The organism is Vibrio olivae (genome assembly GCF_042428525.1).
GTDB classification, from domain to species: Bacteria; Pseudomonadota; Gammaproteobacteria; order Enterobacterales; family Vibrionaceae; genus Vibrio; species Vibrio olivae.
Genome location: NZ_JBHMEP010000005.1, coordinates 226,137 through 247,350, shown reverse-complemented (window position 1 = coordinate 247,350; position 21,214 = coordinate 226,137). Strand labels below are relative to the sequence as shown.

At 46.3% G+C, this 21,214-nt stretch carries 22 protein-coding genes and 4 tRNA genes; 12 read left to right on the top strand and 14 right to left on the bottom strand.

The window, feature by feature from the left end; genetic code table 11:
• From ACFFUV_RS16310 to ACFFUV_RS16290, 5 genes are all read right to left on the bottom strand, one after another.
• Positions 1 to 98, bottom strand: a 98-nt coding sequence (locus tag ACFFUV_RS16310; RefSeq protein WP_001967706.1) for a GTP-binding protein, incomplete at its 3' end; no start/stop codon positions are given.
• A gap of 136 nt (positions 99 to 234) precedes the next feature.
• Positions 235 to 310, bottom strand: a tRNA-Thr gene (locus ACFFUV_RS16305).
• 12 nt (positions 311 to 322) lie between these two features.
• Positions 323 to 397 (bottom strand) — tRNA-Gly (locus ACFFUV_RS16300).
• A 34-nt stretch (positions 398 to 431) separates the two neighbouring features.
• Positions 432 to 516: transfer RNA gene (locus ACFFUV_RS16295), tRNA-Tyr, on the bottom strand.
• A 55-nt stretch (positions 517 to 571) separates the two neighbouring features.
• Positions 572 to 647, bottom strand: a tRNA-Thr gene (locus tag ACFFUV_RS16290).
• Positions 648 to 855: 208 nt separating this feature from the next.
• On the opposite strand from ACFFUV_RS16290, the gene coaA reads away from it, so the two are divergent.
• Complete coding sequence (gene coaA / locus ACFFUV_RS16285; RefSeq protein ID WP_390194686.1) at positions 856 to 1,779, top strand: type I pantothenate kinase; 924 nt, start codon at positions 856 to 858, stop codon at positions 1,777 to 1,779.
• A 9-nt stretch (positions 1,780 to 1,788) separates the two neighbouring features.
• Here the strand turns inward: coaA and ACFFUV_RS16280 are convergent, their stop codons facing one another.
• Positions 1,789 to 2,223: a DUF805 domain-containing protein gene (locus tag ACFFUV_RS16280; protein WP_390194683.1), complete on the bottom strand. Its 435-nt coding sequence runs from the start codon at positions 2,221 to 2,223 to the stop codon at positions 1,789 to 1,791.
• Between the two features lie 37 nt (positions 2,224 to 2,260).
• Positions 2,261 to 2,608: a 5-carboxymethyl-2-hydroxymuconate Delta-isomerase gene (locus tag ACFFUV_RS16275; RefSeq protein ID WP_390194681.1), complete on the bottom strand. Its 348-nt coding sequence runs from the start codon at positions 2,606 to 2,608 to the stop codon at positions 2,261 to 2,263.
• A 231-nt stretch (positions 2,609 to 2,839) separates the two neighbouring features.
• Between ACFFUV_RS16275 and tpiA the strand changes: the two genes are divergently transcribed.
• Positions 2,840 to 3,610 carry a triose-phosphate isomerase gene (tpiA, locus tag ACFFUV_RS16270; RefSeq protein ID WP_390194679.1) on the top strand — a complete coding sequence of 257 codons (771 nt, stop codon included), beginning with the start codon at positions 2,840 to 2,842 and terminating at the stop codon, positions 3,608 to 3,610.
• A gap of 114 nt (positions 3,611 to 3,724) precedes the next feature.
• Positions 3,725 to 5,071, top strand: coding sequence for an MATE family efflux transporter (locus ACFFUV_RS16265; protein ID WP_390194676.1), 1,347 nt, complete (start codon positions 3,725 to 3,727; stop codon positions 5,069 to 5,071).
• Between the two features lie 57 nt (positions 5,072 to 5,128).
• On the opposite strand, the gene rraA is transcribed toward ACFFUV_RS16265, so the two are convergent.
• The 3 genes from rraA to efp form a co-directional block, all read right to left on the bottom strand.
• Positions 5,129 to 5,665 (bottom strand): ribonuclease E activity regulator RraA, encoded by a 537-nt coding sequence (gene rraA, locus ACFFUV_RS16260; RefSeq protein WP_390194674.1) that lies wholly within the window; start codon positions 5,663 to 5,665, stop codon positions 5,129 to 5,131.
• Positions 5,666 to 5,744: 79 nt separating this feature from the next.
• Positions 5,745 to 6,662 (bottom strand): 1,4-dihydroxy-2-naphthoate polyprenyltransferase, encoded by a 918-nt coding sequence (locus ACFFUV_RS16255; protein ID WP_390194672.1) that lies wholly within the window; start codon positions 6,660 to 6,662, stop codon positions 5,745 to 5,747.
• Positions 6,663 to 6,770: 108 nt separating this feature from the next.
• Positions 6,771 to 7,337, bottom strand: coding sequence for an elongation factor P (gene efp, locus ACFFUV_RS16250; protein ID WP_390194669.1), 567 nt, complete (start codon positions 7,335 to 7,337; stop codon positions 6,771 to 6,773).
• Between the two features lie 33 nt (positions 7,338 to 7,370).
• Here efp and epmB point away from each other — a divergent pair, with 33 nt between their 5' ends.
• Complete coding sequence (epmB, locus tag ACFFUV_RS16245) at positions 7,371 to 8,393, top strand: EF-P beta-lysylation protein EpmB (RefSeq protein WP_390194667.1); 1,023 nt, start codon at positions 7,371 to 7,373, stop codon at positions 8,391 to 8,393.
• 82 nt (positions 8,394 to 8,475) lie between these two features.
• Positions 8,476 to 8,994, top strand: a complete 519-nt coding sequence (locus ACFFUV_RS16240) for an MgtC/SapB family protein (RefSeq protein ID WP_390194665.1) — start codon at positions 8,476 to 8,478, stop codon at positions 8,992 to 8,994.
• A gap of 56 nt (positions 8,995 to 9,050) precedes the next feature.
• Here ACFFUV_RS16240 and pfkA read toward each other — a convergent pair whose 3' ends face one another.
• From pfkA to ACFFUV_RS16225, 3 genes are all read right to left on the bottom strand, one after another.
• A complete protein-coding gene (pfkA, locus tag ACFFUV_RS16235; protein ID WP_390194663.1) occupies positions 9,051 to 10,013 on the bottom strand; it encodes a 6-phosphofructokinase in 963 nt (320 codons plus the stop codon).
• A 257-nt stretch (positions 10,014 to 10,270) separates the two neighbouring features.
• Entirely contained in the window at positions 10,271 to 11,191 is a 921-nt protein-coding gene (gene fieF, locus ACFFUV_RS16230) for a CDF family cation-efflux transporter FieF (protein ID WP_390194660.1), read from the bottom strand.
• Between the two features lie 120 nt (positions 11,192 to 11,311).
• Complete coding sequence (locus tag ACFFUV_RS16225; RefSeq protein ID WP_390194657.1) at positions 11,312 to 11,851, bottom strand: CpxP family protein; 540 nt, start codon at positions 11,849 to 11,851, stop codon at positions 11,312 to 11,314.
• A gap of 171 nt (positions 11,852 to 12,022) precedes the next feature.
• On the opposite strand from ACFFUV_RS16225, the gene ACFFUV_RS16220 reads away from it, so the two are divergent.
• The 4 genes from ACFFUV_RS16220 (at position 12,023) to ACFFUV_RS16205 (ending at position 15,384) form a co-directional block, all read left to right on the top strand.
• Positions 12,023 to 12,718 (top strand): response regulator, encoded by a 696-nt coding sequence (locus ACFFUV_RS16220; RefSeq protein WP_390194655.1) that lies wholly within the window; start codon positions 12,023 to 12,025, stop codon positions 12,716 to 12,718.
• Positions 12,718 to 14,100 carry an envelope stress sensor histidine kinase CpxA gene (gene cpxA, locus ACFFUV_RS16215; protein WP_390194652.1) on the top strand — a complete coding sequence of 461 codons (1,383 nt, stop codon included), beginning with the start codon at positions 12,718 to 12,720 and terminating at the stop codon, positions 14,098 to 14,100. The genes ACFFUV_RS16220 and cpxA overlap by 1 nt, the downstream gene beginning before the upstream one ends.
• A 113-nt stretch (positions 14,101 to 14,213) precedes the next feature.
• On the top strand, positions 14,214 to 14,819 hold the full coding sequence (locus tag ACFFUV_RS16210; protein ID WP_390194649.1) for a superoxide dismutase: 606 nt from the start codon (positions 14,214 to 14,216) through the stop codon (positions 14,817 to 14,819).
• An 88-nt stretch (positions 14,820 to 14,907) separates the two neighbouring features.
• Complete coding sequence (locus ACFFUV_RS16205; RefSeq protein ID WP_390194647.1) at positions 14,908 to 15,384, top strand: tRNA (cytidine(34)-2'-O)-methyltransferase; 477 nt, start codon at positions 14,908 to 14,910, stop codon at positions 15,382 to 15,384.
• Between the two features lie 43 nt (positions 15,385 to 15,427).
• Here the strand turns inward: ACFFUV_RS16205 and ACFFUV_RS16200 are convergent, their stop codons facing one another.
• Complete coding sequence (locus tag ACFFUV_RS16200) at positions 15,428 to 15,946, bottom strand: FxsA family protein (protein WP_390194645.1); 519 nt, start codon at positions 15,944 to 15,946, stop codon at positions 15,428 to 15,430.
• Positions 15,947 to 16,155: 209 nt separating this feature from the next.
• Here ACFFUV_RS16200 and ACFFUV_RS16195 point away from each other — a divergent pair, with 209 nt between their 5' ends.
• The 3 genes from ACFFUV_RS16195 to ACFFUV_RS16185 all read left to right on the top strand — a co-directional run bounded on the left by ACFFUV_RS16195 (position 16,156) and on the right by ACFFUV_RS16185 (position 21,131).
• Positions 16,156 to 18,075 (top strand): sensor domain-containing diguanylate cyclase, encoded by a 1,920-nt coding sequence (locus tag ACFFUV_RS16195; protein WP_390194643.1) that lies wholly within the window; start codon positions 16,156 to 16,158, stop codon positions 18,073 to 18,075.
• 180 nt (positions 18,076 to 18,255) lie between these two features.
• The gene (aspA, locus tag ACFFUV_RS16190) at positions 18,256 to 19,704 is read left to right on the top strand and encodes an aspartate ammonia-lyase (RefSeq protein ID WP_390194640.1); all 1,449 of its coding nucleotides are present in this window, start codon (positions 18,256 to 18,258) and stop codon (positions 19,702 to 19,704) included.
• A 119-nt stretch (positions 19,705 to 19,823) separates the two neighbouring features.
• The gene (locus ACFFUV_RS16185) at positions 19,824 to 21,131 is read left to right on the top strand and encodes an anaerobic C4-dicarboxylate transporter (RefSeq protein WP_390194638.1); all 1,308 of its coding nucleotides are present in this window, start codon (positions 19,824 to 19,826) and stop codon (positions 21,129 to 21,131) included.
• Positions 21,132 to 21,214: the final 83 nt, after the last annotated feature.

Below are 21,214 nucleotides of genomic sequence, written 5' to 3'. Positions count from 1 at the left end.
CAGATAGCTGCAGTTAGAGTTGTTTTACCGTGGTCAACGTGGCCGATAGTACCAACGTTTACGTGCGGTTTCGTACGTTCAAATTTTTCTTTAGACATGAGTTGTCCCTCTAGGTACGGATTTAGGTGGCTTGAATGACCACGCAACCAAAAATTATTGGTAATAAACTTACTCTCAATCACTAAACTTAGTTTAGTCGAAAGAAAGTATCAAAAGGAAAACTTTGCTTAGAGCTGGTGCTGATAGGCAGACTCGAACTGCCGACCTCATCCTTACCAAGGATGCGCTCTACCACCTGAGCTATATCAGCACTCTAAATGAGTGGAGCGGGCAGCGGGAATCGAACCCGCATCATCAGCTTGGAAGGCTGAGGTAATAGCCATTATACGATGCCCGCACACGTAACTCTGAGAGCTATTTCCTTTGGAATATGGTGGAGGGGGACGGATTCGAACCATCGAAGGCAGTGCCGGCAGATTTACAGTCTGCTCCCTTTGGCCACTCGGGAACCCCTCCAAATTTTCAAAGCCATTCTCATTACTCGGTTGATTTACAACCAAAAGCAGGAAAATGGTGCCGACTACCGGAATCGAACTGGTGACCTACTGATTACAAGTCAGTTGCTCTACCTACTGAGCTAAGTCGGCATAAGTGGTGCGCATTCTATTGAATGATTTTGCCCCTTGCAATAGCTAAATTAAAAAAAAATGCTTTTTTAAAACTTTTACGCTTATTTGCTGTTTTTTCGTGCAAATTTACCGTGTTAGAGCAAATATCTCAGCTTAGTCATTTGCAATCGCCTGAGCATGATGTATGTTCGCAGCTCCCAGCTTTGCAATCAACACGAGTAAATTGATGACGCCATATCTTTCATTTAGTCGCCAAAAATGGGCAGAATTACGTAATTCTGTTGCGATGACATTGTCTGAAGACGACCTGAAAGAGCTACAAGGTGTTAATGAAAAACTCACGATGAGTGAAGCGGTTGAAATCTACCTTCCCTTAGCGCGTTTACTCAACCTCTATATTGAAGCTCGTCAAAGCCGTAATTCTGTGCTTCAGCAATTTCTGCACAATGAAGAAAAAGCTCCGCCATTCATTATCGGTATTGCAGGCAGTGTTGCTGTTGGGAAAAGCACCACCGCTCGTTTGCTGCAAGCCTTGCTATCTCGTTGGGAAAACCATCCAAAGGTCGAACTGGTGACGACCGATGGTTTTCTGTATCCGAAACGGGTTCTCGACGAGCGTGGTATCATGCAACGCAAAGGGTTTCCAGAATCTTATGACATTCGTCGCTTGGTGGATTTTGTGTCTGACGTCAAGGCCGGTAAGCCTCACTTAACCGTCCCCGTCTATTCTCATGTCACTTACGATATTACCGATCAAGAGAAAGTGGTTGATCGCCCAGATGTGCTGATTATTGAAGGGTTGAATGTTCTACAAAGTGGGATGGATTACCCTCATGACCCACTGCGCGTTTTTGTTTCTGACTTCCTTGATTTTTCACTGTATGTCGACGCACAGAGCGACATCATTGAACAATGGTATATCGAACGTTTCTTAAAATTTAGAAAAGGCGCATTTAAAAAGCCTGGCTCCTATTTTAGCCATTACACCAAGCTGCCCGAAAGTGAGGCGATTGAAAAAGCGCGGGATATCTGGCGCTCAATCAATGGTGTCAATCTAAAACACAATATTCTGCCTACTCGTGAGCGAGCCCAGCTAATTTTGAAGAAAGGCGTCAATCACTTAGTGGAAGAGGTTCTACTCCGTAAATAGACGCTCATCTCAAGACGACGAAACCACAGCAGGGCCAAAACGATTTTCGCCCGGGGTGCCTTTGAGAAAACCACATTCCACCAGAATCCATACGCCGCAAAACAGCGCAACAAACGAAATGGTCGTCTGCCAAGTCATCATCGGCTCGTCTGCCGCTGATGCAGCCACTGGCGCCGCTAAGCGACCAATCAATAATGGAACATTGAGCAATAGCCACCAACTGGATTTATTGCGATCGTGCCAACGTTTCGCTGTCATCGCCAAATCAGGGTACAACAGAACTAAAAGAATCACTGGGACTAACAAATGTGCCCACAACGGAACTAAAGTGTTCGCCAGTGAAATCAATATAATGATTGCGGCGTAATAGCACACGTTCCAAACCCAAAAGGTCTTACGCCCAATCCTTCCTTCAAAAGAAAACAGCAATGATTGAAAGTCCATAATACTCCTCTACTGACAGCTTGAATGCCAAGCTTGCTTATTGTGCTCGACGTTGAAAGGTACCTTTGTCCATATCACGAATATCGACCGTCAAGCTTTCAACCTGACCAGCACTTGCAGCCAGCAGCGTCATCAATTGGGTCGAGAGCCATGCTTTTTGTTCCTCACTGCGACCTTCAAGTAACGAAAACGTAATATGAATAAAGTCGATACTGTCCGCGGACTCCCCTACCAACCAATGGTAACAGCGTACTGCTCGGGATTTCACCGATGGAACATCAAACAGCTGACTGTCCAATGCAACCTGATGTAAATCTTCCAATAAGCCGGGAATATTCAGCCGCTCTTCAACCGAATTAGAGTACTCCATGACTAAATGTGGCATAGTGTTGCTCCTTGCAACGCAGCGGATAACCAAAGTTAAGAGTGTCTCGACTAAAGTGCGTTTCGGCAACCAAAACCGACACTAGTGCTATGATTCTGTTTACTGGATCACTCACGCTGAGATCTTAGCTTTCTCGTTAGACATGATTAGAATCATGATCTAACGAATTTATTCTGTTATATTCGTTCGCAATCAATTTTGTTTTACATTTAATGAAACGGAGAAATTCCTATGCGTCGTCCTGTAGTGATGGGTAACTGGAAACTAAACGGTAGCAAAGCCATGGTCACTGAGCTGCTAACTGGTCTTAATAAGGAACTTGAAGGTGTTTCAGGTGTTGACGTTGCTGTTGCACCACCAGCACTTTACCTCGATCTTGCTGAACGCCTAATTAAAGAAGGTGGCAACAAAATTATTCTTGGTGCTCAAAACACTGATGTAAACAACAGCGGCGCATTCACTGGCGACATGTCTCCTGAAATGCTAAAAGACTTTGGCGCGACTCACATCATCATCGGTCACTCAGAGCGTCGTGATTACCACAATGAATCTGATGAGTTTGTTGCTAAAAAATTCGCTTTCCTAAAAGAAAATGGTCTAAAACCTGTTTTCTGTATCGGTGAAACGGAAGCACAAAACGAAGCGGGTGAAACTGAAGCAGTATGTGCACGTCAAATCAACGCAGTGATCGACGCTTACGGCGTTGAAGCGCTAAACGGTGCAATCATCGCTTACGAACCAATCTGGGCTATCGGTACTGGTAAAGCTGCAACAGCAGACGATGCACAGCGCATCCACGCTTCTATTCGTGCACTGATTGCAGCGAAAGACGCTGCAGTCGCTGAGCAAGTTATCATCCAATACGGTGGTAGCGTTAAGCCAGAAAACGCAGAAGCTTACTTCTCACAACCAGACATCGATGGTGCTCTTGTTGGTGGCGCATCTCTTGATGCGAAAAGCTTCGCTGCGATTGCAAAAGCAGCGGCAGCAGCAAAAGCTTAATCCGTTTAAGTATTTGTCGATAAAAGGCCAGCATTGCTGGCCTTTTTGTTTTGCGCTACCCCCCTTCTCGATGATCGAGTATCCTAACGTTTTTCCTTGCAAGCGACTCGATTTATGAAGGACAAACACGGCCTGCTGACTGGCTCCATTCCCAACGTTCTGCGTCAAATGACGATTCCGATGACGTTTGGATTAGTCTCTGTGCTGATGTTTAATCTTGTCGATACCTTCTTTATTTCGTTATTAGGCACAGATGCCTTAGCCGCCATCAGTTATACCTTTCCCGTCACTTTTGCAGTTAACTGCATTACCATGGGGATGGGGATTGGTATCTCGACAAGCATTGGACGCTTACTGGGACAAAACCAGCCTCAAGATGCCGCTCGTCTGGCAACGCATGGATTGTTACTGGCGTTTATCTTAGTCTCGCTCGCTTCGCTGCTGGGTCTGGCCACCATAACGCCACTGTTTACTCAGCTTGGCGCAGATGCCAACCTCCTGCCGCTTATCGAGCAATATATGCAGGTTTGGTATTTAACGGTGCCGCTTTTGGTTCTTCCCATGGCGGGTAACAGTGCGATTCGCGCCACGGGTGATACCAAAACACCAGCCAAACTGATGATGCTATCCGGGCTTATTAACGGTGTACTCGATCCTCTACTCATTTTGGGCCTAGGTCCTTTTCCTGAGCTGGGTATTCAGGGCGCAGCGATAGCCAGTGCATTCAGTTGGTTAGGGGCGCTGCTCGGCTCCGCTTACATGTTGATTTATCGAGATAAGTTGCTGGCGATGCCGTCTTTACGACGCTTGACTCAAGATTGGGGGCTCATCCTTCGCATAGGCACACCCGCTGCCTTTTCTAATGCGATGACGCCATTGTCTGGCGCTCTACTCATGGTCATGATTTCAGAGAGTGGTAAAACCGCGGTGGCAGCCTATGGGGCAGCGCAGCGCGTCGAATCTATTTTGATCTTGGTATTGATGTCGCTCACCTCGGCATTAACACCCTTTATGGCACAAAATCTCGGCGCAGAAAATCCACAGCGCAGCTTCGCCGGGCTGTTTCTGAGTATGCGTTTTTCAGTACTGTTTCAAATCATGATCTTTGTGATGATGGTGCCTCTGAGTATTCCACTCTCCGCGCTATTTTCTCAGGAGCAAAGTGTTCGTGACCTGCTTTGGCACTATCTGTTAGTGGTTCCAGTAAGCTACGGCTTTCAAGGCATTGTGATGATGCTAGTGTCTGCGCTCAATGCCCTGCACCAGCCGCTACGTGCTTTTCAATGGAACTTTATGCGCTTGTTTCTCTTTGTGCTCCCGTGTGCTTGGATGGGAAGCCAGCTCTATGCCATTGAAGGCCTATTCATTGGAATAGGCGTCGGTAACATTGCGGCCGGAGTGTTTGGGTACCTGTATGCATTGCGCTTACGACGCCAACATTGCTCGCCATTGACGGTTTAGTCACCCAGAAACAAAAACAGCTGGCATCTAGCCAGCTGTTCACCAAGCGGATTAGCATTACACCAATTCGTCATCTTCCTCTTCATCCAACTCATCATCGACAATGTTCATATCGACATCAAGTGGCTCTTGAGAGAGTATAATGCCGGTATTATCGGCATAAAGGTAATCTTCCGGTAGAAACGTTACGCCACCGAAATTGACTGGAATATCCACATCACCGACGCCTTGAGCGGTTGCACCAACCGGAATTGATGCCAATGCCTGAATACCAATATTCATATCTTCAAGCTCATCGACTTCTCGCACACAGCCGTATACAACGATACCTTCCCAGTCATTTTCCTCAGCGATTGAGGCGATTTCAGCGTCGACCAGCGCGCGGCGCAAAGAGCCACCACCGTCAATCAGTAGCACGCGGCCTTCACCGTCCTGCTCCAGAACTTCTCGAATGACACCGTTATCTTCGAAGCACTTAAGAGTGGTTATTTGCCCAGCAAACGACGCACTGCCGCCGAAATTACTGAACATAGGTTCTACTACATCGACTTGTTCGAGATAAATATCGCATAGAGCTGAGGTATTGTATTCCATAGCGTCTCTTCTTTATTACCGATGGTCACGTCTTTCGAGTATATCGAGTCATTGTGTCTTTGCAATGACAATACGCAAATTAACTGACGAGAGTTTGCGCTATAACCACGCCTGCAAACAACAGGTTAGTGACAACAGAGCACTTAACAACCATAGGTAGCATTGGCGCAATTTGCGCTGGCTGAGTGGCAACCCATACTGCTTTACCATGGCGAAAAAGCACCACAATACTGAGTAAGAACGGTAGACAAATCCAGACAGGACTTGGCTGTAACAGCAGATACGCGAGGAACGTGATTAACGCGCCTGACAGCAACGCAAAGTGATACTGCTTGGCTCGTTTTTGGCCAAGACGAACTGCAACGGTACGTTTACCGCATACCAGATCATTTTCGATATCACGCAGATTATTGATGTTAAGCACCGCAACGGCTAAGAACCCACAGCCAAGTGCAGGCAAAATCAACGAGTAGTCAACGATTCCGGTATGCAGAAAATAGGTGCCAGCCACTCCCAATAAACCAAAAAAGACAAACACCGAAACGTCGCCCAACCCAACATACCCATAAGGCTTACTGCCCATGGTATAAGCAATCGCCGCGAAAATAGCGAGTAGCCCTAGGCAAATGAAGGTTAAGATACTTTGCAAAGAATCCAACGCATAAAAGACGAGCGCTAACCCAGCAAGAATCGTCAATACGATATTAAAGCCAATGGCTTGCTTCATGACTCTTGGCGTGACCATCCCCGTTTGCATGGCGCGAACAGGGCCGATACGTGATTCATTATCGGTGCCTTGCACTGAGTCCCCATAGTCATTCGCGAGATTGGAAAGGATTTGCAGTAATGTCGCGGTCAAAAACGACAGCCCCGCGATCATCCAAGAAAAATGATCAGAAGCAAACGCAAGGACACTTCCCGTGGTGATTGAAATCAAAGCCAATGGAAGCGTTTTCGGTCTGGCCGCTTCATACCAGATACGGATCGAATCTTTCATAACTTGAATACTAGCGGCTTATCGATAAGTGAGAATTGTGTCACATCATATTTTGTGTCACAAAAATAAAAAAGACCACCGAAGTGGTCTTTTTCAACAATATTTCAATTACTTCACACGGCTCACATATTCCGCGCTACGCGTATCAACTTTGATAACTTCGCCAATTGCAATAAATAGCGGAACACGTACCACAGCGCCTGTGCTCAATGTCGCCGGCTTACCACCTGTACCTTGCGTGTCACCTTTCAGACCCGGGTCGGTTTCTACCACTTCTAGCTCAACAAAGTTTGGTGGCGTCACCGCGATTGGGTTACCGTTCCAAAGCGTTAGCATACAAGTATTGTTTTCTACCAACCATTTCGCATTGTCACCAATCGCTTTCATGTCTGCAGCGATTTGTTCAAACGTTTCTGCGTTCATGAAGTGGTAGAATTCACCATCGTTGTACAAGTAATCTAGGTCGATATCCATGACATCGGCAGTTTCAACCGTCTCACCAGACTTAAAGGTTTTTTCCAATACTTTACCAGAAAGCAGTTTACGGATTTTTACACGGTTGAACGCTTGACCTTTACCCGGTTTCACATACTCGTTTTCGAGAATGACACACGGCTCATTATCAAGCATAATTTTAAGACCGCCTTTAAATTCATTCGTGCTAACAGTAGCCATTATTTCCTCTTACCATCTTCGAGTTAATTTTAAATGCCGCATATCATAACCCGAAAAGTCGACGCTGTTGAGCAAAACTGGCTCAAACAGTTAGCGAATGGGATCTCTGATCCTGAAACCTTGCTCAAATCTTTGAACATTGATCCTTCGCCATGGCAACACGGATTTGAAGCTCGAAAGCTTTTTGCGCAGCGTGTGCCGCAAAGTTTTATCGATCGCATGGAAAAAGGCAATTCCAAAGACCCTTTATTACGTCAGGTCTTACCGCTAAGCGAAGAATTTGAGGTTCATGACGGTTATTCGGCGGATCCCCTTGAGGAGCAAGACAATGCTGTACCTGGATTGCTGCACAAGTATCGCAATCGTGCGCTAATGATCGTCAAAGGGGGCTGTGCGATTAATTGTCGTTATTGTTTTCGCCGCCATTTCCCATATCAAGATAACCCGGGAAACAAACTCGGCTGGCAACAGTCACTCAACTACATTGAACATCACTCAGAGTTGAATGAAGTCATCCTCTCTGGGGGTGACCCGTTAATGGCAAAAGATGCCGAACTCAGTTGGCTGGTTGAACGCTTGGCGACGATTCCCCACCTTAAGCGGCTGCGCATTCATTCCCGTTTGCCTGTCGTCATTCCCGCTCGCGTCACCGAAGCGTTACTCAAACTACTTGCAAGCACGCGGTTACAAGTCATCTTTGTTACGCACATTAACCATGCGAATGAGATTGATGAAACCCTTAGTCATGCGATGACCAAACTCAAGCAAGCGGGCGTAACCCTACTTAATCAAAGTGTGCTACTCAAAGGCGTGAATGATAACGTGGAAGCGCAAGTCGCTTTGAGTGAAGGACTGTTCGATGCAGGAATCCAACCTTATTATCTTCACGTTCTCGACAAGGTTCAGGGCGCGGCGCATTTTTATGTCAGTGATGATAAAGCACGTCAATTGATGGCTGGATTAATCACTCAAGTATCAGGGTACTTAGTACCGAAACTAACTCGTGAAATCGGCGGCCGGCCAAGTAAAACGCCACTTGATCTCCACCTTGAATAATTAATCGTCACCATAGAAATATTTTGTTCGCCTCACCCTTAGGGTGTATGCATACTTCGCCCATTCTATGGGGAAGATAACAATGAATAACGAACTTTCATCTTGGTTCGATCTCGGACCATTTAGCTGGTCAGCGCTACTTTGCTGCGCAATCAACGGTGTACTGATCGGCGCAGAGCGTCAAACACGTGGCAAACCTGTTGGCATTCGCACCGCCATTTTGATCATATCCGGTACCTATTTATTTATGTCGATGGCGGTGTCTTTATCACCGAATACTTTGGATCAAGCACGAGTGCTCGGGCAAATCATTACCGGCGTGGGCTTTTTGGGCGCCGGGGTCATGATGACTCAAGATGGAAAAATTCATGGTGTCACATCCGCTGCTGTCATTTGGGTATTGGCCGCGCTCGGTATGATGATTGGGCTTGGTCATATGCAGCAATCGGTGCTGTTAACTGTACTGGCGTTGGCGGTGTTGCTTGGTGTTGATAAAGCGGAGAATCGGATTCACGCCCTACGACGTGGTGTACATCAACGTATAAAACGGCGTAAACGTCCGCGCCGCGGTATGGCGGAAGAACTTCCTGACCTCAAATAAGATAAAAAAAACCACCTTCTAACAGGTGGTTTTTTGTTTTACTTTTTACTCGTGGATTAGAACAATTCTTGAGCTACTTTATATAAGTCATCACGTACAGGGCGTTTCATATTTTCAATCGCATCAATGATATCGTGGTGCACAAGCTGCTCTTTAACGATACCCACACAGCGACCACCATGACCTTCCAGTAACAAATGCACCGCGTAGTTGCCCATTCGAGAAGCCAAAACACGGTCAAATGCCGTTGGTCGACCACCGCGCTGAATATGGCCCAATACCGTGGCGCGTGTTTCACGGCCCGTTGCCATTTCAATTTCTTTTGCCAGTACGTTTGCGTCCATCATCAACTCAGTCAGAGCAATGATGGCATGCTTTTTACCTTTCTTGATGCCATCTTGTACATTGGCAATCAACTTCTCTTTATCAAGGCCGGTTTCAGGGCTGATAATGTACTCACAACCACCCGCAATCGCTGACATTAAGGTCAAGTCACCGCAGTGACGTCCCATGATCTCAACAATAGAAATACGTTGGTGTGAAGAAGAGGTATCACGCAGACGGTCAATGGCATCAATAACCGTATTTAGCGCCGTTAGATAACCAATAGTGTAATCCGTACCAGCGATGTCGTTATCAATCGTGCCAGGTAGACCGATACATGGGTAGCCCATTTCTGTTAGCTTTTTCGCGCCCATGTATGAGCCATCACCACCAATCACAACCAGTGCGTCAATGTCATGCTTTTTTAGGTTCTCGATCGCTTGCTGACGAACAGCTTCTTCTTTGAACTCAGGAAAACGAGCAGAACCTAAAAAGGTACCGCCCTTGTTAATCACATCAGAAACACTAGAGCGATCAAGCTTTACGATACGATCTTCATACAGACCTAGATAACCGTCATAAACACCGTACACTTCTAAGTCTTCAGATAGCGCAGTACGAACAACACCGCGAACTGCTGCGTTCATGCCTGGTGCGTCACCACCACTCGTTAAGACACCGATTTTCTTAATCATGCTCACCCTCGATTATATGGGAATCAAATTTCAAAAAAAAGTTGCGTCATTCGCTTTAAGCCAATGATCAATAATTGTTTAGTTTGTTGATTATGTTACTCGTACTGGATAGGAATACTACTGATATTTATCCAGATGTACGTAACTTTTTTACTTCTGTAATTGTATTACAGCTCACTGCCTCACTTTGTTGATAAATGTCAGTATCCATCGATTTATCGCTCACTAACAACGTAGACAATAACTGTGTATTTGTCCTAATCCAACCCATCACCATTGTTGAGAATAGGCGATGTCTCTTGCTCATGAACCAAAGAGTAAGGGTCTTGGTGGATTAAGATGTCGGAGTCAGGAAATGCCGAAAATAAGAGAGCCTCGACTCTATCGGCAATTTGATGGGCTTCAAGTAATGAAATCCTATCTTCCATTTCTAGGTGTAACTGAATAAAACGAATTGGCCCTGACATGCGCGTCCGAATATCGTGGACACCAAGAACCCCTTGCACCGACACGCTGATGTCACGAATTTGTTCAACTTCATGTTCAGGAAGCTGACGGTCGAGCAAAGTTTGAATCGCAAGGTAGACCATTTTCGCCGCGCTATACAGAATGTACCCACCAATTCCAATCGCAAATATCGCATCAGCTTGTTTGAGCCCAAACCAACTGAGAATCAGTGCCACCATGATGGCCGCGTTCATATAAAGATCGGATTGATAATGTAATGAGTCCGCCTCTATTGCTTGACTGCCCGTTTTTCTCACCACGTATTTTTGAAAACGCACAAGGCTGAAGGTGACCAAAATCGAAAACAGACTGACATAAACACCATACTGAGGAGACTGCAAATCATGGGGCCGAAAGAAGCGATCAATCCCATTCAAAATCAAAAACATCGCGGAGCCAGAAATAAACATAGCTTGAGCCAGTGCCGCTAAGGATTCGGCCTTGCCATGACCAAATGAGTGTTCTTGATCCGCCGGTTGCAAGGCGTAGCGTAACACCACTAAATTGACCAACGACGCGGCAATATCCAACATCGAATCAATCAATGAAGCCAATAGGCTGACCGACCCGGTGACCCACCATGCGGCTAACTTGACCACCAAAAGAAGCGTAGCGACGACGGTCGCTGTCCAAGCGGCCAGGGATACCAAGCGTGCATATTCTTGTTTCATATATAGATTTCAGTTTCCATTATTGTCGCCAAGTATAACCTGAGTTGAAAATAAAAGCGTACCAAACACAAAAAGCGACCACTTGGGTCGCTTTTTGAACGTTCTTCAAACAATGGAGCCTTAATCGTTATTGGCTTTTTGTTGGCGCTTTTGTCTATGCTCAGCCATTTTCTGCGCACACTCTTGTTGCTGCGCCTCGACTAGCGTTACGTACTGCTGTTTTTGCTCATCGCTCAATACACTCAGCATATCATGACGATGATTCATCATTTTTACTCGCATTTGCGCTTGTTTCTCTGCCATTTCCAATGCCAATGCATTGGCCGCTTGTGCATCGAAATTATCCGCTAGCACCAATTGTTGCTCCTTGGCATGAAAGGCTTTCATTTCGGCCTGACGCTCAGCAAACTGACCTTGCATTTCCTCTTTCATCGCTTGACGAGATTGTTCACGCATCTGTTTAAGCTGCGCTTTTTGTTCATCACTCAGGTTGAGTTGTTTCAACACACCACGCTCACCACCACCGCGGCACTGTTGATCAAAACCACGATGCTCAGGACCATGTCCACCTTTACCGCCGCCAAACGCCAACACACTAGCAGAACCTAACGCGATTGGTGCAATCAATGCCATCAGTACAAGTTTTTTTGTTGCTTTCATATTCATACCCTTATATTTATTGGTCAGGACTGTTTTACAGTGCTTGAGGGTAGAATACAGGGCACGACGTAAAGCAACGTGGGTGAACAGTAAATGTTCGTAAAGAGCGGATTACTGTCACCGAATTTCGCACTACTATAAGGCTACGCACATAGACGCTAAGGTATTTTTATGGCCCACATTTTACTGATCGACGATGACACCGAACTTACCAGCTTACTTAAGGAGGTCCTGACCTTCGAAGGGTTTACTATCTCTGAAGCAAATGATGGCCAGAGTGGTTTAGCGTTGATCGATGACACTGTGGACCTCATTTTACTTGATGTCATGATGCCCAAGCTTAATGGCACCGAAACGCTAAAACGTTTACGTGCCGATTGGGAAACCCCGGTCCTTATGCTCACCGCCAAAGGCGAAGAGATTGACCGCGTCATTGGGTTAGAGTTAGGCGCTGATGATTACTTACCAAAGCCTTTTAGCGATCGAGAGTTGCTGGCTCGCATTCGCGCGATTTTACGCCGAACCCAAATCCACAATGAGCCTCACCAAGAAAAAAACAGTGATTGCCTGCAATACCAAGACCTCAAAATCTACCCGGGCCGCTTGGAGGCCTATTGCCAAGACCAACTGTTAGAATTAACCACCACAGAATTTTCTCTGTTGAGTTATTTTGTCGAACACCCCGGAGAAACACTGACCAAAGAGGTACTGAGCCTAGAGGTGCTTGGTAAGCACTTAGCGGCGTTTGATCGTGCTATCGATATGCATGTTTCCAATTTGCGTAAAAAGTTACCGGAACGTGCCGACGGCAAACCACGAATAAAAACACTGCGTGGGCGGGGTTACTTACTGGTTGAGGAAGAGTGATGCGTTTACCTAGAATCACCAGCCTCTATGGGCGTATTTTTGCTATTTTTTGGTTTACGATGTTTCTGGTCTTGATGGTTGCTTTGTCACTGCCTCATTTTGACCCCCGCAAGGCCAAAGATATCTCTTCAGATCATCTTCAACACCTTAAGGAGATTCGCGATGGCATTGAACAGCAGTTTGACGATGAGAGCGACCTTGGACGTATTCTATTTGCTTTAGATGATCCTCGTGGCCGCTCACCAGATCGTAAAATGCGTATTTTCATCACCGACCAAGAAGGTCAGCCACTCTCTGTCCGCAACCAACATAACTTTCCAGAACGAGCTCTACAAAACTTTATTACTACCTCGGAGTCACCAGAAACACCGCAACAAAAGCTCTATGGCCGCTTTATGATCGCCGGCCCACTGCCCGTGCAGTTAGCCAAGCAAAATTTATTGCTTTATGTTGGCGTCAAATGGGATCGACCACCACCATTCCTACTGACCATATTGGATAAACCTTTCACCTTATTACTCGCCGTCATGCTAACCAGCACCCCATTACTGCTATGGCTTGCTTGGGCATTAAGCCAACCAGCGCGTAAGTTAGAGCGTGCTGCACAGCGCGTTGCAAAAGGCGAATTTGTGGTGGATCCACAACTTGAAAAAGGCACATCGGAGTTTCGCCAAGCGGGCGCCAGCTTTAATCAAATGGTTGAGGCTGTCAACCAGATGATTTCGGGCCAGCAGCGTCTGCTGTCTGACATTTCCCATGAGTTACGCTCCCCTCTCACACGGCTAAGAATGGCGACAGGTCTGGCAGCACGTAAACAAGGAGAGAGCCAAGAACTAACCCGTATTGATACCGAAGCACAGCGGTTAGAGCAGATGATAGGCGAGCTGCTTGCGTTGTCACGCATTCAAGCCGGCAGCCACCTCACACGTGAAATTCAGCCTCTGCAAAGCTTATGGGAAGAAATTCTTAGCGATGCGCAGTTTGAGGCCGAACAAGTTGCCAAAAGCTTAACGTTCACCGCCATTCCACAACGTGAGATTTCAGGTAATCCCAAACTATTGATGAGCGCAGTCGATAATGTGGTCCGTAACGCGATTTATTACAGTAAAGATCAGGTTCAAGTAGCGCTTTCAGATCAGAATGATCAACTATTTATTCGCGTGGAAGACAATGGTGACGGTGTCCCAGATGATGAACTGGACGCCATTTTCCGTCCATTTTATCGAGTTTCCACCGCACGCGATCGCCACAGTGGAGGGACAGGCCTCGGGCTGGCCATCACCCAAAATGCGATTCGCCAGCATAATGGTTCCATCGTCGCTAGCCGAAGTGAGTTAGGTGGCCTGAGGATTGATATGACATTACCCCTCATCGCGAAGTAAGCGTTAGTCACTATTTCATCAATAATTCAGCAAGTAATACCCTTACAAACTCAAATGTTGATAATAAGAACGATTATCATTACAGTAAATTCTCCAACTAAGGAGGATTTACCATGTCACATGTTTTTCCAGAATTGCCTTACGCCTATGATGCGCTAGAACCCTATATCGATGCGAAAACAATGGAGGTGCACTACAGCAAGCACCATCGCACCTACTTCGATAAATTCACCGCCGCGATCAAAGGCTCAGAACTTGAATCAACAAGTCTAAAAGATATTTTTGCTAATATTTCCAAGTTGTCGCCAGCCATACGTAACAACGGTGGCGGTTACTACAACCATATTGTTTATTGGAATTGCATGTCTCCTAATGGTGGCGGCGAACCGAAAGGCGCGCTTGGCGACGCCATTACCCGCACATTTGGCAGCTTCGAGGCATTTAAAGACCAATTCGCACAAGCGGCGATCAATACCTTTGGCTCTGGTTTTGCTTGGCTTGTGGTCAAAGATGGGGAGTTAAAGATCGTCTCGACCAGCAACCAAGATAACCCGCTGATGGACGTTGCCAACGAACAAGGCGAACCCATTCTAGCGCTGGATGTTTGGGAACACGCCTACTACATCAGTTATCAGAACCGCCGCCCAGAATATATTGACGCTTGGTGGAATGTCGTTGATTGGGATGCAGTAAGTGATAATTACCACGCCGCACTTTAAACACTGACGACGAAATGGACAGGCGGCTTGGCGTATTCGCTTCGCCGCCTTATACTGCTTGCCATTCTTAGCTCACCACCGCTTAACTATGTTTGATATCGCCCTTTACGAACCTGAAATAGCCCCGAATACCGGAAACATCATTCGCTTATGCGCTAACTGCGGCGCCAACCTTCACCTTATCGAGCCATTAGGGTTTGATTTAGAAGAAAAGAAAGTTCGTCGTGCGGGCTTGGATTACCACGACTTAGCGCGAGTGACACGCCATAAAAACTATCAAGCTTTTGTCGACTTCTTGAATGCTCGCGCGCAGCCATATCGAATTTTTGCTTGTACAACAAAAACCACAGGCCATCATGTTGACCCAAGTTATCAAGCGGGGGACGTATTGCTATTTGGCCCGGAGACACGAGGTTTACCTGCGGAGTTGATTGAAAGCATGCCGATGGAACAGCGTATTCGCATTCCAATGATGCCCGAAGCACGAAGCCTAAACTTATCCAATGCCGTTGCCATCATTGCCTTTGAAGCATGGCGACAAATGGGGTTTGACGGCGCGCAGTAACCCATACAAAAACACTGGCTTGAGCCAGTGTTTTACCTATTCGTTAACGAAGGCGATTATGGTGGTCGTCGGAGTCGTCTTTTTTATCTTCGTCTTTACGCTCGTATTCACCTTCGAACGTGTCGCCTTGGTCAGAGCGCTGAGAACCAAATGGATTATTGTCTTGTTGGCCATAAAAGCTGCCTTGCTGGAACGCATTCGCCCCTTTCACCACGACTTTACTCATGACGTATTTCGCGAGCAACGCACGCGGCGCAGGAAGCAGAACCACCATCCCTAAAGCATCCGTCATAAAGCCTGGCGTCAACAGTAAGACTCCGGATACCGCTAACATAACACCTTCAACGATTTGTTGTGCAGGCAGTTCGCCTTGCTGCACACGTTGTTGTACGTTAATCAGAGTACGAATACCTTGGCTACGTACTAAAGATGCACCAACGAATGCGGTGAGCAAAACTAACCCAATGGTCGGCCATAAGCCAAGAAAACCACCGACTTGAATAAACAGTCCAATCTCTATAATTGGCACAAAAATAAATAACAGTAGCAATAGTGGGAACACGTCGCCTCCTCAGTTGGCTACCACATTAGACGTATCCCTCGACAACTTCAAGCACAGCACCTCACGAGCAAAATTCTCTCACAATTTAAGTCAATATTGGTCGCTAAACCCCACCTCATAATATGCAATAAGTTGCTAAAATTTTAGTTGCAATTGACCGGTGAGTGACTACATTTTAAGTAGTAGTTAACTTCGAACTTGATCATGAGATGAGACGCATCGCCACGGTTATTAATAAAATGGTGATCATATGGCTAGGATGCTCATTAATTATTGGCGGCGTTTATCTTCATCTTTCAGATAAATCATACCAGTCATTATTAGCGAAGCTAACCAGTGAAAACCTTCAATTGCTATCGTACATTGATACGAGGGCGACTCGTATTCAAAAGAATCTCGATAATATCTATCGCGAACTCTACTCGTCATCATTACTGCTCGATTACGCTCAAACTCAGGATGCGAATCTCAAACGCTACATCGAAAACCAATGGACGTTAGTCAGCGCCAACTCTGATTACTTCTATCAACTTCGCTTCCTTGATGCGCAAGGCAAGGAAAAAATTCGTGTCGAGCATAATACCAGTAATCCTAGACCATATGTTGTTGCGGATGAGGAACTTCAAGATAAGAGCCATCGCGACTATGTCGCCTATGCCAAATCCCTACCCAATAATACAACAGGGCATGTGGGCGTCGATATTGAATATGAACATGGCCGGCCTGTCATACCATACCTTCCTGGCTATCGTATTATCCACCCCATCAGCGACAACAATACCCGCTATGGCTACCTAATTGCGAATCTTGCAGTTCTTAAAATTGTACGCCAACTGACGGCATCAAACGTTGAAACCAATCAATCGATCGATTTCGTTAATGAACTCGGTTTCTATCGCCTTAGCCAGCAAAGCGACAAACTGTTTGGTGACCTCATCGCCGATAGATATCACTATAATCTTCGTAACGAAAACATCGATTTATGGCGACAAATTCAAGCAAGCGACGCTCGTAGAGGGAAGTATATGAGCCCCAATGGCTTATATGTTTTCAAGCCGATGGAGTCAAAGCTGTTCGTTTCCAAAAGCCCGCTCATCATGTTGACTCATATACCAGCGGCTGACATCACAGCACAATTTGATGCTTTGTCGACGGATATTCAACAAGAGTTGGTCATCATCTGGTTATTCTCCGGCATCCTCAGTGGTATTCTGGCGTTGGTTTGGGATGCCAAACAGCGCGAATTACTCGACCAAAAATTTGCTGAGCTGGTGCTCTCCAGTGGCACCGCTATCGTGATTACCGACAGTCACCATCGTATTACTCGCGCCACACGTCGTTTCTGTGAGTTAGTCGACCAAGAAACATCTGACGTTTTAAACGCCAATATTTTCAAATTTACCCTCGATCCCAAACAAGCAAAATCCATCGAGCACGATTTATATTTAGCGGATAGTTGGAAAGGTCAGCTCACCTTTCTCGCCAAAAGTGGCCAACAGCGTATTTGCCAAGCCGAAGTTACCACCTCTTCCTCAAGTTGGAATCGTAATCGTCATTATCTGTATTCGATTAGCGATATCTCTGAACAATATGAACGAATCAAACAACTTAAGAGTCAAACAGAACGTGACCCAGCAACGGAACTGTGGAACAAAAGTAAATTTCATCATGTCTTGGAGCATTACTCCAAGTTATATCAGCGCTACCCAGAGCAGCCGCCAAGCTGCCTCGCGATTATCGACATTGATAACTTCAAACAAATTAATGATTCTCTCGGTCACTCCGTTGGCGACCGAATCATTTTATATGTCGCTGATAAGTTAGCCGCGTTACTGCGCGAAACCGACTTTATCGCCCGCATTGGCGGCGATGAGTTTGCCGTAATCATTCAACATGCCGATACCGATAAAGCAGCACTGCTCATGCGTCGTGTATGCCAAACGATTGAAACCTCACAAGCTTATTCCCTCACCATCAGTGTCGGCATTGCTCAAATTGAGCTTGAGCCCGAACACTCGTTCAGCCACGCTGACGAGGCACTTTACCGCTCTAAAGCCAAAGGCAAAAACTGCGTAACCATCCATGGCAAAGAACAGCTGCACATTATAAAAAGCCACTCCCACGACTGATATTTATCACACGATGATAAAAAACCCGTCTTTTCCTCTATATTTCAGTGTCGATAACAGTATTATGTAGCGGCTAAGTCGGGAGCGATTTACCGCCACATATTCTAACGAATGGATTCTTAATTTTAGATTGGCAAACGATTCATCTTAAATACAAAATAATTATCTAAGGATCCTGTTATGTCGACTTTTACTGACGCTCCAGCAGCAGCCAGCAACGCGACTCGCATCGAAGAAGACTTGCTTGGCCAGCGCCACGTTCCAGCCGATGCTTACTACGGTATTCATACCCTACGCGCCATCGAAAACTTTAACATTTCCAACGTCACCATCTCTGATGTGCCCGAATTTGTTCGTGGCATGATCATGACTAAAAAAGCGGCAGCTTTAGCCAATAAAGAACTTGGCGTCATTCCTAGTGAAGTCGCTCACTACATCATTCAAGCTTGTGACCTGATTTTGGACACAGGAAAATGTATGGATCAATTCCCTTCTGATGTGTTCCAAGGTGGGGCTGGCACATCAGTCAACATGAACACCAATGAAGTGGTTGCCAACGTTGCTTTAGAGTTGATGGGAAAAGAGAAAGGGCAATATCAGTTCGTTAACCCTAACGATCATGTCAATCGTAGCCAATCAACCAACTGTGCTTACCCAACCGGTTTCCGTATCGCGGTGTATAACTCCGTGCACAAACTGATTGAAGCCATCGAGTACTTAAAAGGCGCTTTTGACCTTAAAAGCCAAGAGTTCGGAAGTATTTTGAAAATGGGCCGTACTCAATTGCAAGATGCCGTGCCGATGACGGTTGGCCAAGAGTTCCACGCTTGGTCTGTGACCTTGAATGAGGAAATTCGCGCACTTGAATACACATCAAAACTGTTACTTGAAATCAACCTTGGCGCCACAGCCATTGGTACTGGCCTCAACGCCGCTGAAGGTTATCAAGAACTTGCTATCAAACATTTAGCAGCCGTAACGGGATTAGATGTGGTCGCTGCCGAAGATTTGATTGAGGCAACTTCTGATTGTGGTGCTTACGTTATGACTCATGGCGCTCTTAAGCGCCTCGCCGTTAAGCTCTCCAAAATCTGTAATGATTTGCGCTTGCTATCTTCAGGACCACGCGCGGGTCTCAATGAGCTCAACTTACCTGAACTGCAAGCTGGCTCATCAATCATGCCCGCCAAAGTCAACCCTGTGGTACCGGAAGTGGTTAACCAAGTGTGCTTTAAAGTTCTCGGTAACGACAACACGGTCTCATTTGCAGCAGAGGGTGGGCAACTTCAATTAAACGTGATGGAACCGGTCATCGCACAAAGTATGTTTGAATCAATTTCTCTACTTTCAAATGCCTGCGTTAACTTGCGTGACAAATGTATTGATGGCATCACCGTCAACAAAGAGGTGTGTGAGAATTACGTCTACAACTCGATTGGTATCGTCACTTACCTCAACCCATACATTGGTCATCATGAAGGCGACATCGTCGGAAAGATCTGTGCAGAGACAGGCAAGAGCGTACGCGAGGTCGTCCTTGAGCGTGGCTTGCTTAGCGAAGAGGAAATTGACGATATTTTATGTGTCGATAACTTCCTGCATCCGAAATACAAAGCCAAACGCTACTAACCAATAAATCGCTAACCAAAGGGCCGATCCGTCGAGCCCTTTTTGTTGGCCTTTATTGGTACGCCATTCCCATTATTTATCCAATCATGTTTGGTATTACTCATTATTAAGGTTTATTCATGATCACACTTGAGTTACTTATCGTCCTGCTGTTTATCTATCTGGGCGCCCGAATGGGTGGCATCGGGATTGGGCTTGCGGGAGGCGCGGGCGTCATTGCGCTATCAGTAGTGCTGGGCGTTCCCACCAGCCAAAGTTTTATTCCGGTTGACGTCATTTTAATTATTATGTCCGTCATTACTGCAATTGCCGCTATGCAAGTGGCTGGAGGTATGGATTGGTTGGTACAATTAGCCGAAAACTTTCTGCGAAAACACCCCGAGCGTATTACCTTCTATGCGCCCATTGTGACTTTCCTAATGACCTTGATGGCAGGCACCGGGCATACCGCGTTTTCCACCTTACCCGTCATTGCCGAAGTGGCCAAAGGGCAAGGCGTTAGGCCTTCTCGTCCTCTATCTATCGCCGTCGTGGCTTCTCAAGTCGCTATCACAGCGTCGCCCATCTCTGCCGCGGTCGTTGCATTTGCAGCGATGCTAGCGCCACAAGGCGTGGATTATATCATGCTGCTCGCTGTCTGCATTCCAAGCACTTTCATTGCTTGCATGATCGGTGCGTTTGTTGCCAACTTTATGGGCTGTGAGCTAAAAGATGACACGATTTATCAGCAGCGTTTAAATGATGGTCAAATCAAACTCGAACGTCAACAACAACGCCAGATTCTGCCAACAGCCAAAACGGCCACCTTTATTTTTCTTGGCGCGATCTTATTGGTTGTATGCTATGCCGCTGCAATTTCAAACTCAATTGGATTAATCACCGATCCGGCGTTAGGGCGCAATGAAGCCATTATCGCAGTCATGCTCGCAGCAGCAGGTATTATTGTCTTCACCACCAAAGTGGACGCTTCAAAAATTCCAAGCGCCGCAACTTTTCGCTCTGGCATGACCGCTTGTGTGTGTGTCCTCGGCGTCGCATGGCTAGGATCAACTTTTGTGAATGCCCATGTCGAAGACATCAAACACGTTGCGGGTTCTTTACTATCACAACACCCTTGGATGCTTGCCTTAGTGCTGTTTTTAGCGTCAATGCTGCTGTATTCCCAGGGCGCAACGACTGTGGCTTTGATGCCTGCCGCATTAGCGATTGGTGTTGCACCGTTGACCGCCGTGGCGTCATTCTCAGCAGTGAGTGCGCTATTTGTACTGCCGACCTACCCAACACTACTGGCCGCGGTCGAAATGGATGATACAGGCTCAACCCGAATTGGTCGTTATATCTTTAACCACCCCTTTTTAATTCCTGGTGTGGTGACCATTGCCAGTTCAGTGATTTTGGGCTTTGGTTTTGGCAGCCTAATTCTGTAATCATCCCCATTTAATGGCGGCCAATGTGCCGCCATGCGTGTTTTATTTTGTGACATACAATCCGCGTAAGCCGCAAAATATTG

Excerpts from the sequence above, each read along its gene's own strand:
- coaA (WP_390194686.1), top strand. The coding sequence starts at position 856 with ATGACGCCATATCTTTCATTTAGTCGCCAAAAATGGGCAGAATTACGT.
- ACFFUV_RS16280 (WP_390194683.1), bottom strand. The coding sequence starts at position 2,223 with ATGGACTTTCAATCATTGCTGTTTTCTTTTGAAGGAAGGATTGGGCGT.
- ACFFUV_RS16275 (WP_390194681.1), bottom strand. The coding sequence starts at position 2,608 with ATGCCACATTTAGTCATGGAGTACTCTAATTCGGTTGAAGAGCGGCTG.
- tpiA (WP_390194679.1), top strand. The coding sequence starts at position 2,840 with ATGCGTCGTCCTGTAGTGATGGGTAACTGGAAACTAAACGGTAGCAAA.
- ACFFUV_RS16265 (WP_390194676.1), top strand. The coding sequence starts at position 3,725 with ATGAAGGACAAACACGGCCTGCTGACTGGCTCCATTCCCAACGTTCTG.
- rraA (WP_390194674.1), bottom strand. The coding sequence starts at position 5,665 with ATGGAATACAATACCTCAGCTCTATGCGATATTTATCTCGAACAAGTC.
- ACFFUV_RS16255 (WP_390194672.1), bottom strand. The coding sequence starts at position 6,662 with ATGAAAGATTCGATCCGTATCTGGTATGAAGCGGCCAGACCGAAAACG.
- efp (WP_390194669.1), bottom strand. The coding sequence starts at position 7,337 with ATGGCTACTGTTAGCACGAATGAATTTAAAGGCGGTCTTAAAATTATG.
- epmB (WP_390194667.1), top strand. The coding sequence starts at position 7,371 with ATGCCGCATATCATAACCCGAAAAGTCGACGCTGTTGAGCAAAACTGG.
- ACFFUV_RS16240 (WP_390194665.1), top strand. The coding sequence starts at position 8,476 with ATGAATAACGAACTTTCATCTTGGTTCGATCTCGGACCATTTAGCTGG.
- pfkA (WP_390194663.1), bottom strand. The coding sequence starts at position 10,013 with ATGATTAAGAAAATCGGTGTCTTAACGAGTGGTGGTGACGCACCAGGC.
- fieF (WP_390194660.1), bottom strand. The coding sequence starts at position 11,191 with ATGAAACAAGAATATGCACGCTTGGTATCCCTGGCCGCTTGGACAGCG.
- ACFFUV_RS16225 (WP_390194657.1), bottom strand. The coding sequence starts at position 11,851 with ATGAAAGCAACAAAAAAACTTGTACTGATGGCATTGATTGCACCAATC.
- ACFFUV_RS16220 (WP_390194655.1), top strand. The coding sequence starts at position 12,023 with ATGGCCCACATTTTACTGATCGACGATGACACCGAACTTACCAGCTTA.
- cpxA (WP_390194652.1), top strand. The coding sequence starts at position 12,718 with ATGCGTTTACCTAGAATCACCAGCCTCTATGGGCGTATTTTTGCTATT.
- ACFFUV_RS16210 (WP_390194649.1), top strand. The coding sequence starts at position 14,214 with ATGTCACATGTTTTTCCAGAATTGCCTTACGCCTATGATGCGCTAGAA.
- ACFFUV_RS16205 (WP_390194647.1), top strand. The coding sequence starts at position 14,908 with ATGTTTGATATCGCCCTTTACGAACCTGAAATAGCCCCGAATACCGGA.
- ACFFUV_RS16195 (WP_390194643.1), top strand. The coding sequence starts at position 16,156 with ATGAGACGCATCGCCACGGTTATTAATAAAATGGTGATCATATGGCTA.
- aspA (WP_390194640.1), top strand. The coding sequence starts at position 18,256 with ATGTCGACTTTTACTGACGCTCCAGCAGCAGCCAGCAACGCGACTCGC.
- ACFFUV_RS16185 (WP_390194638.1), top strand. The coding sequence starts at position 19,824 with ATGATCACACTTGAGTTACTTATCGTCCTGCTGTTTATCTATCTGGGC.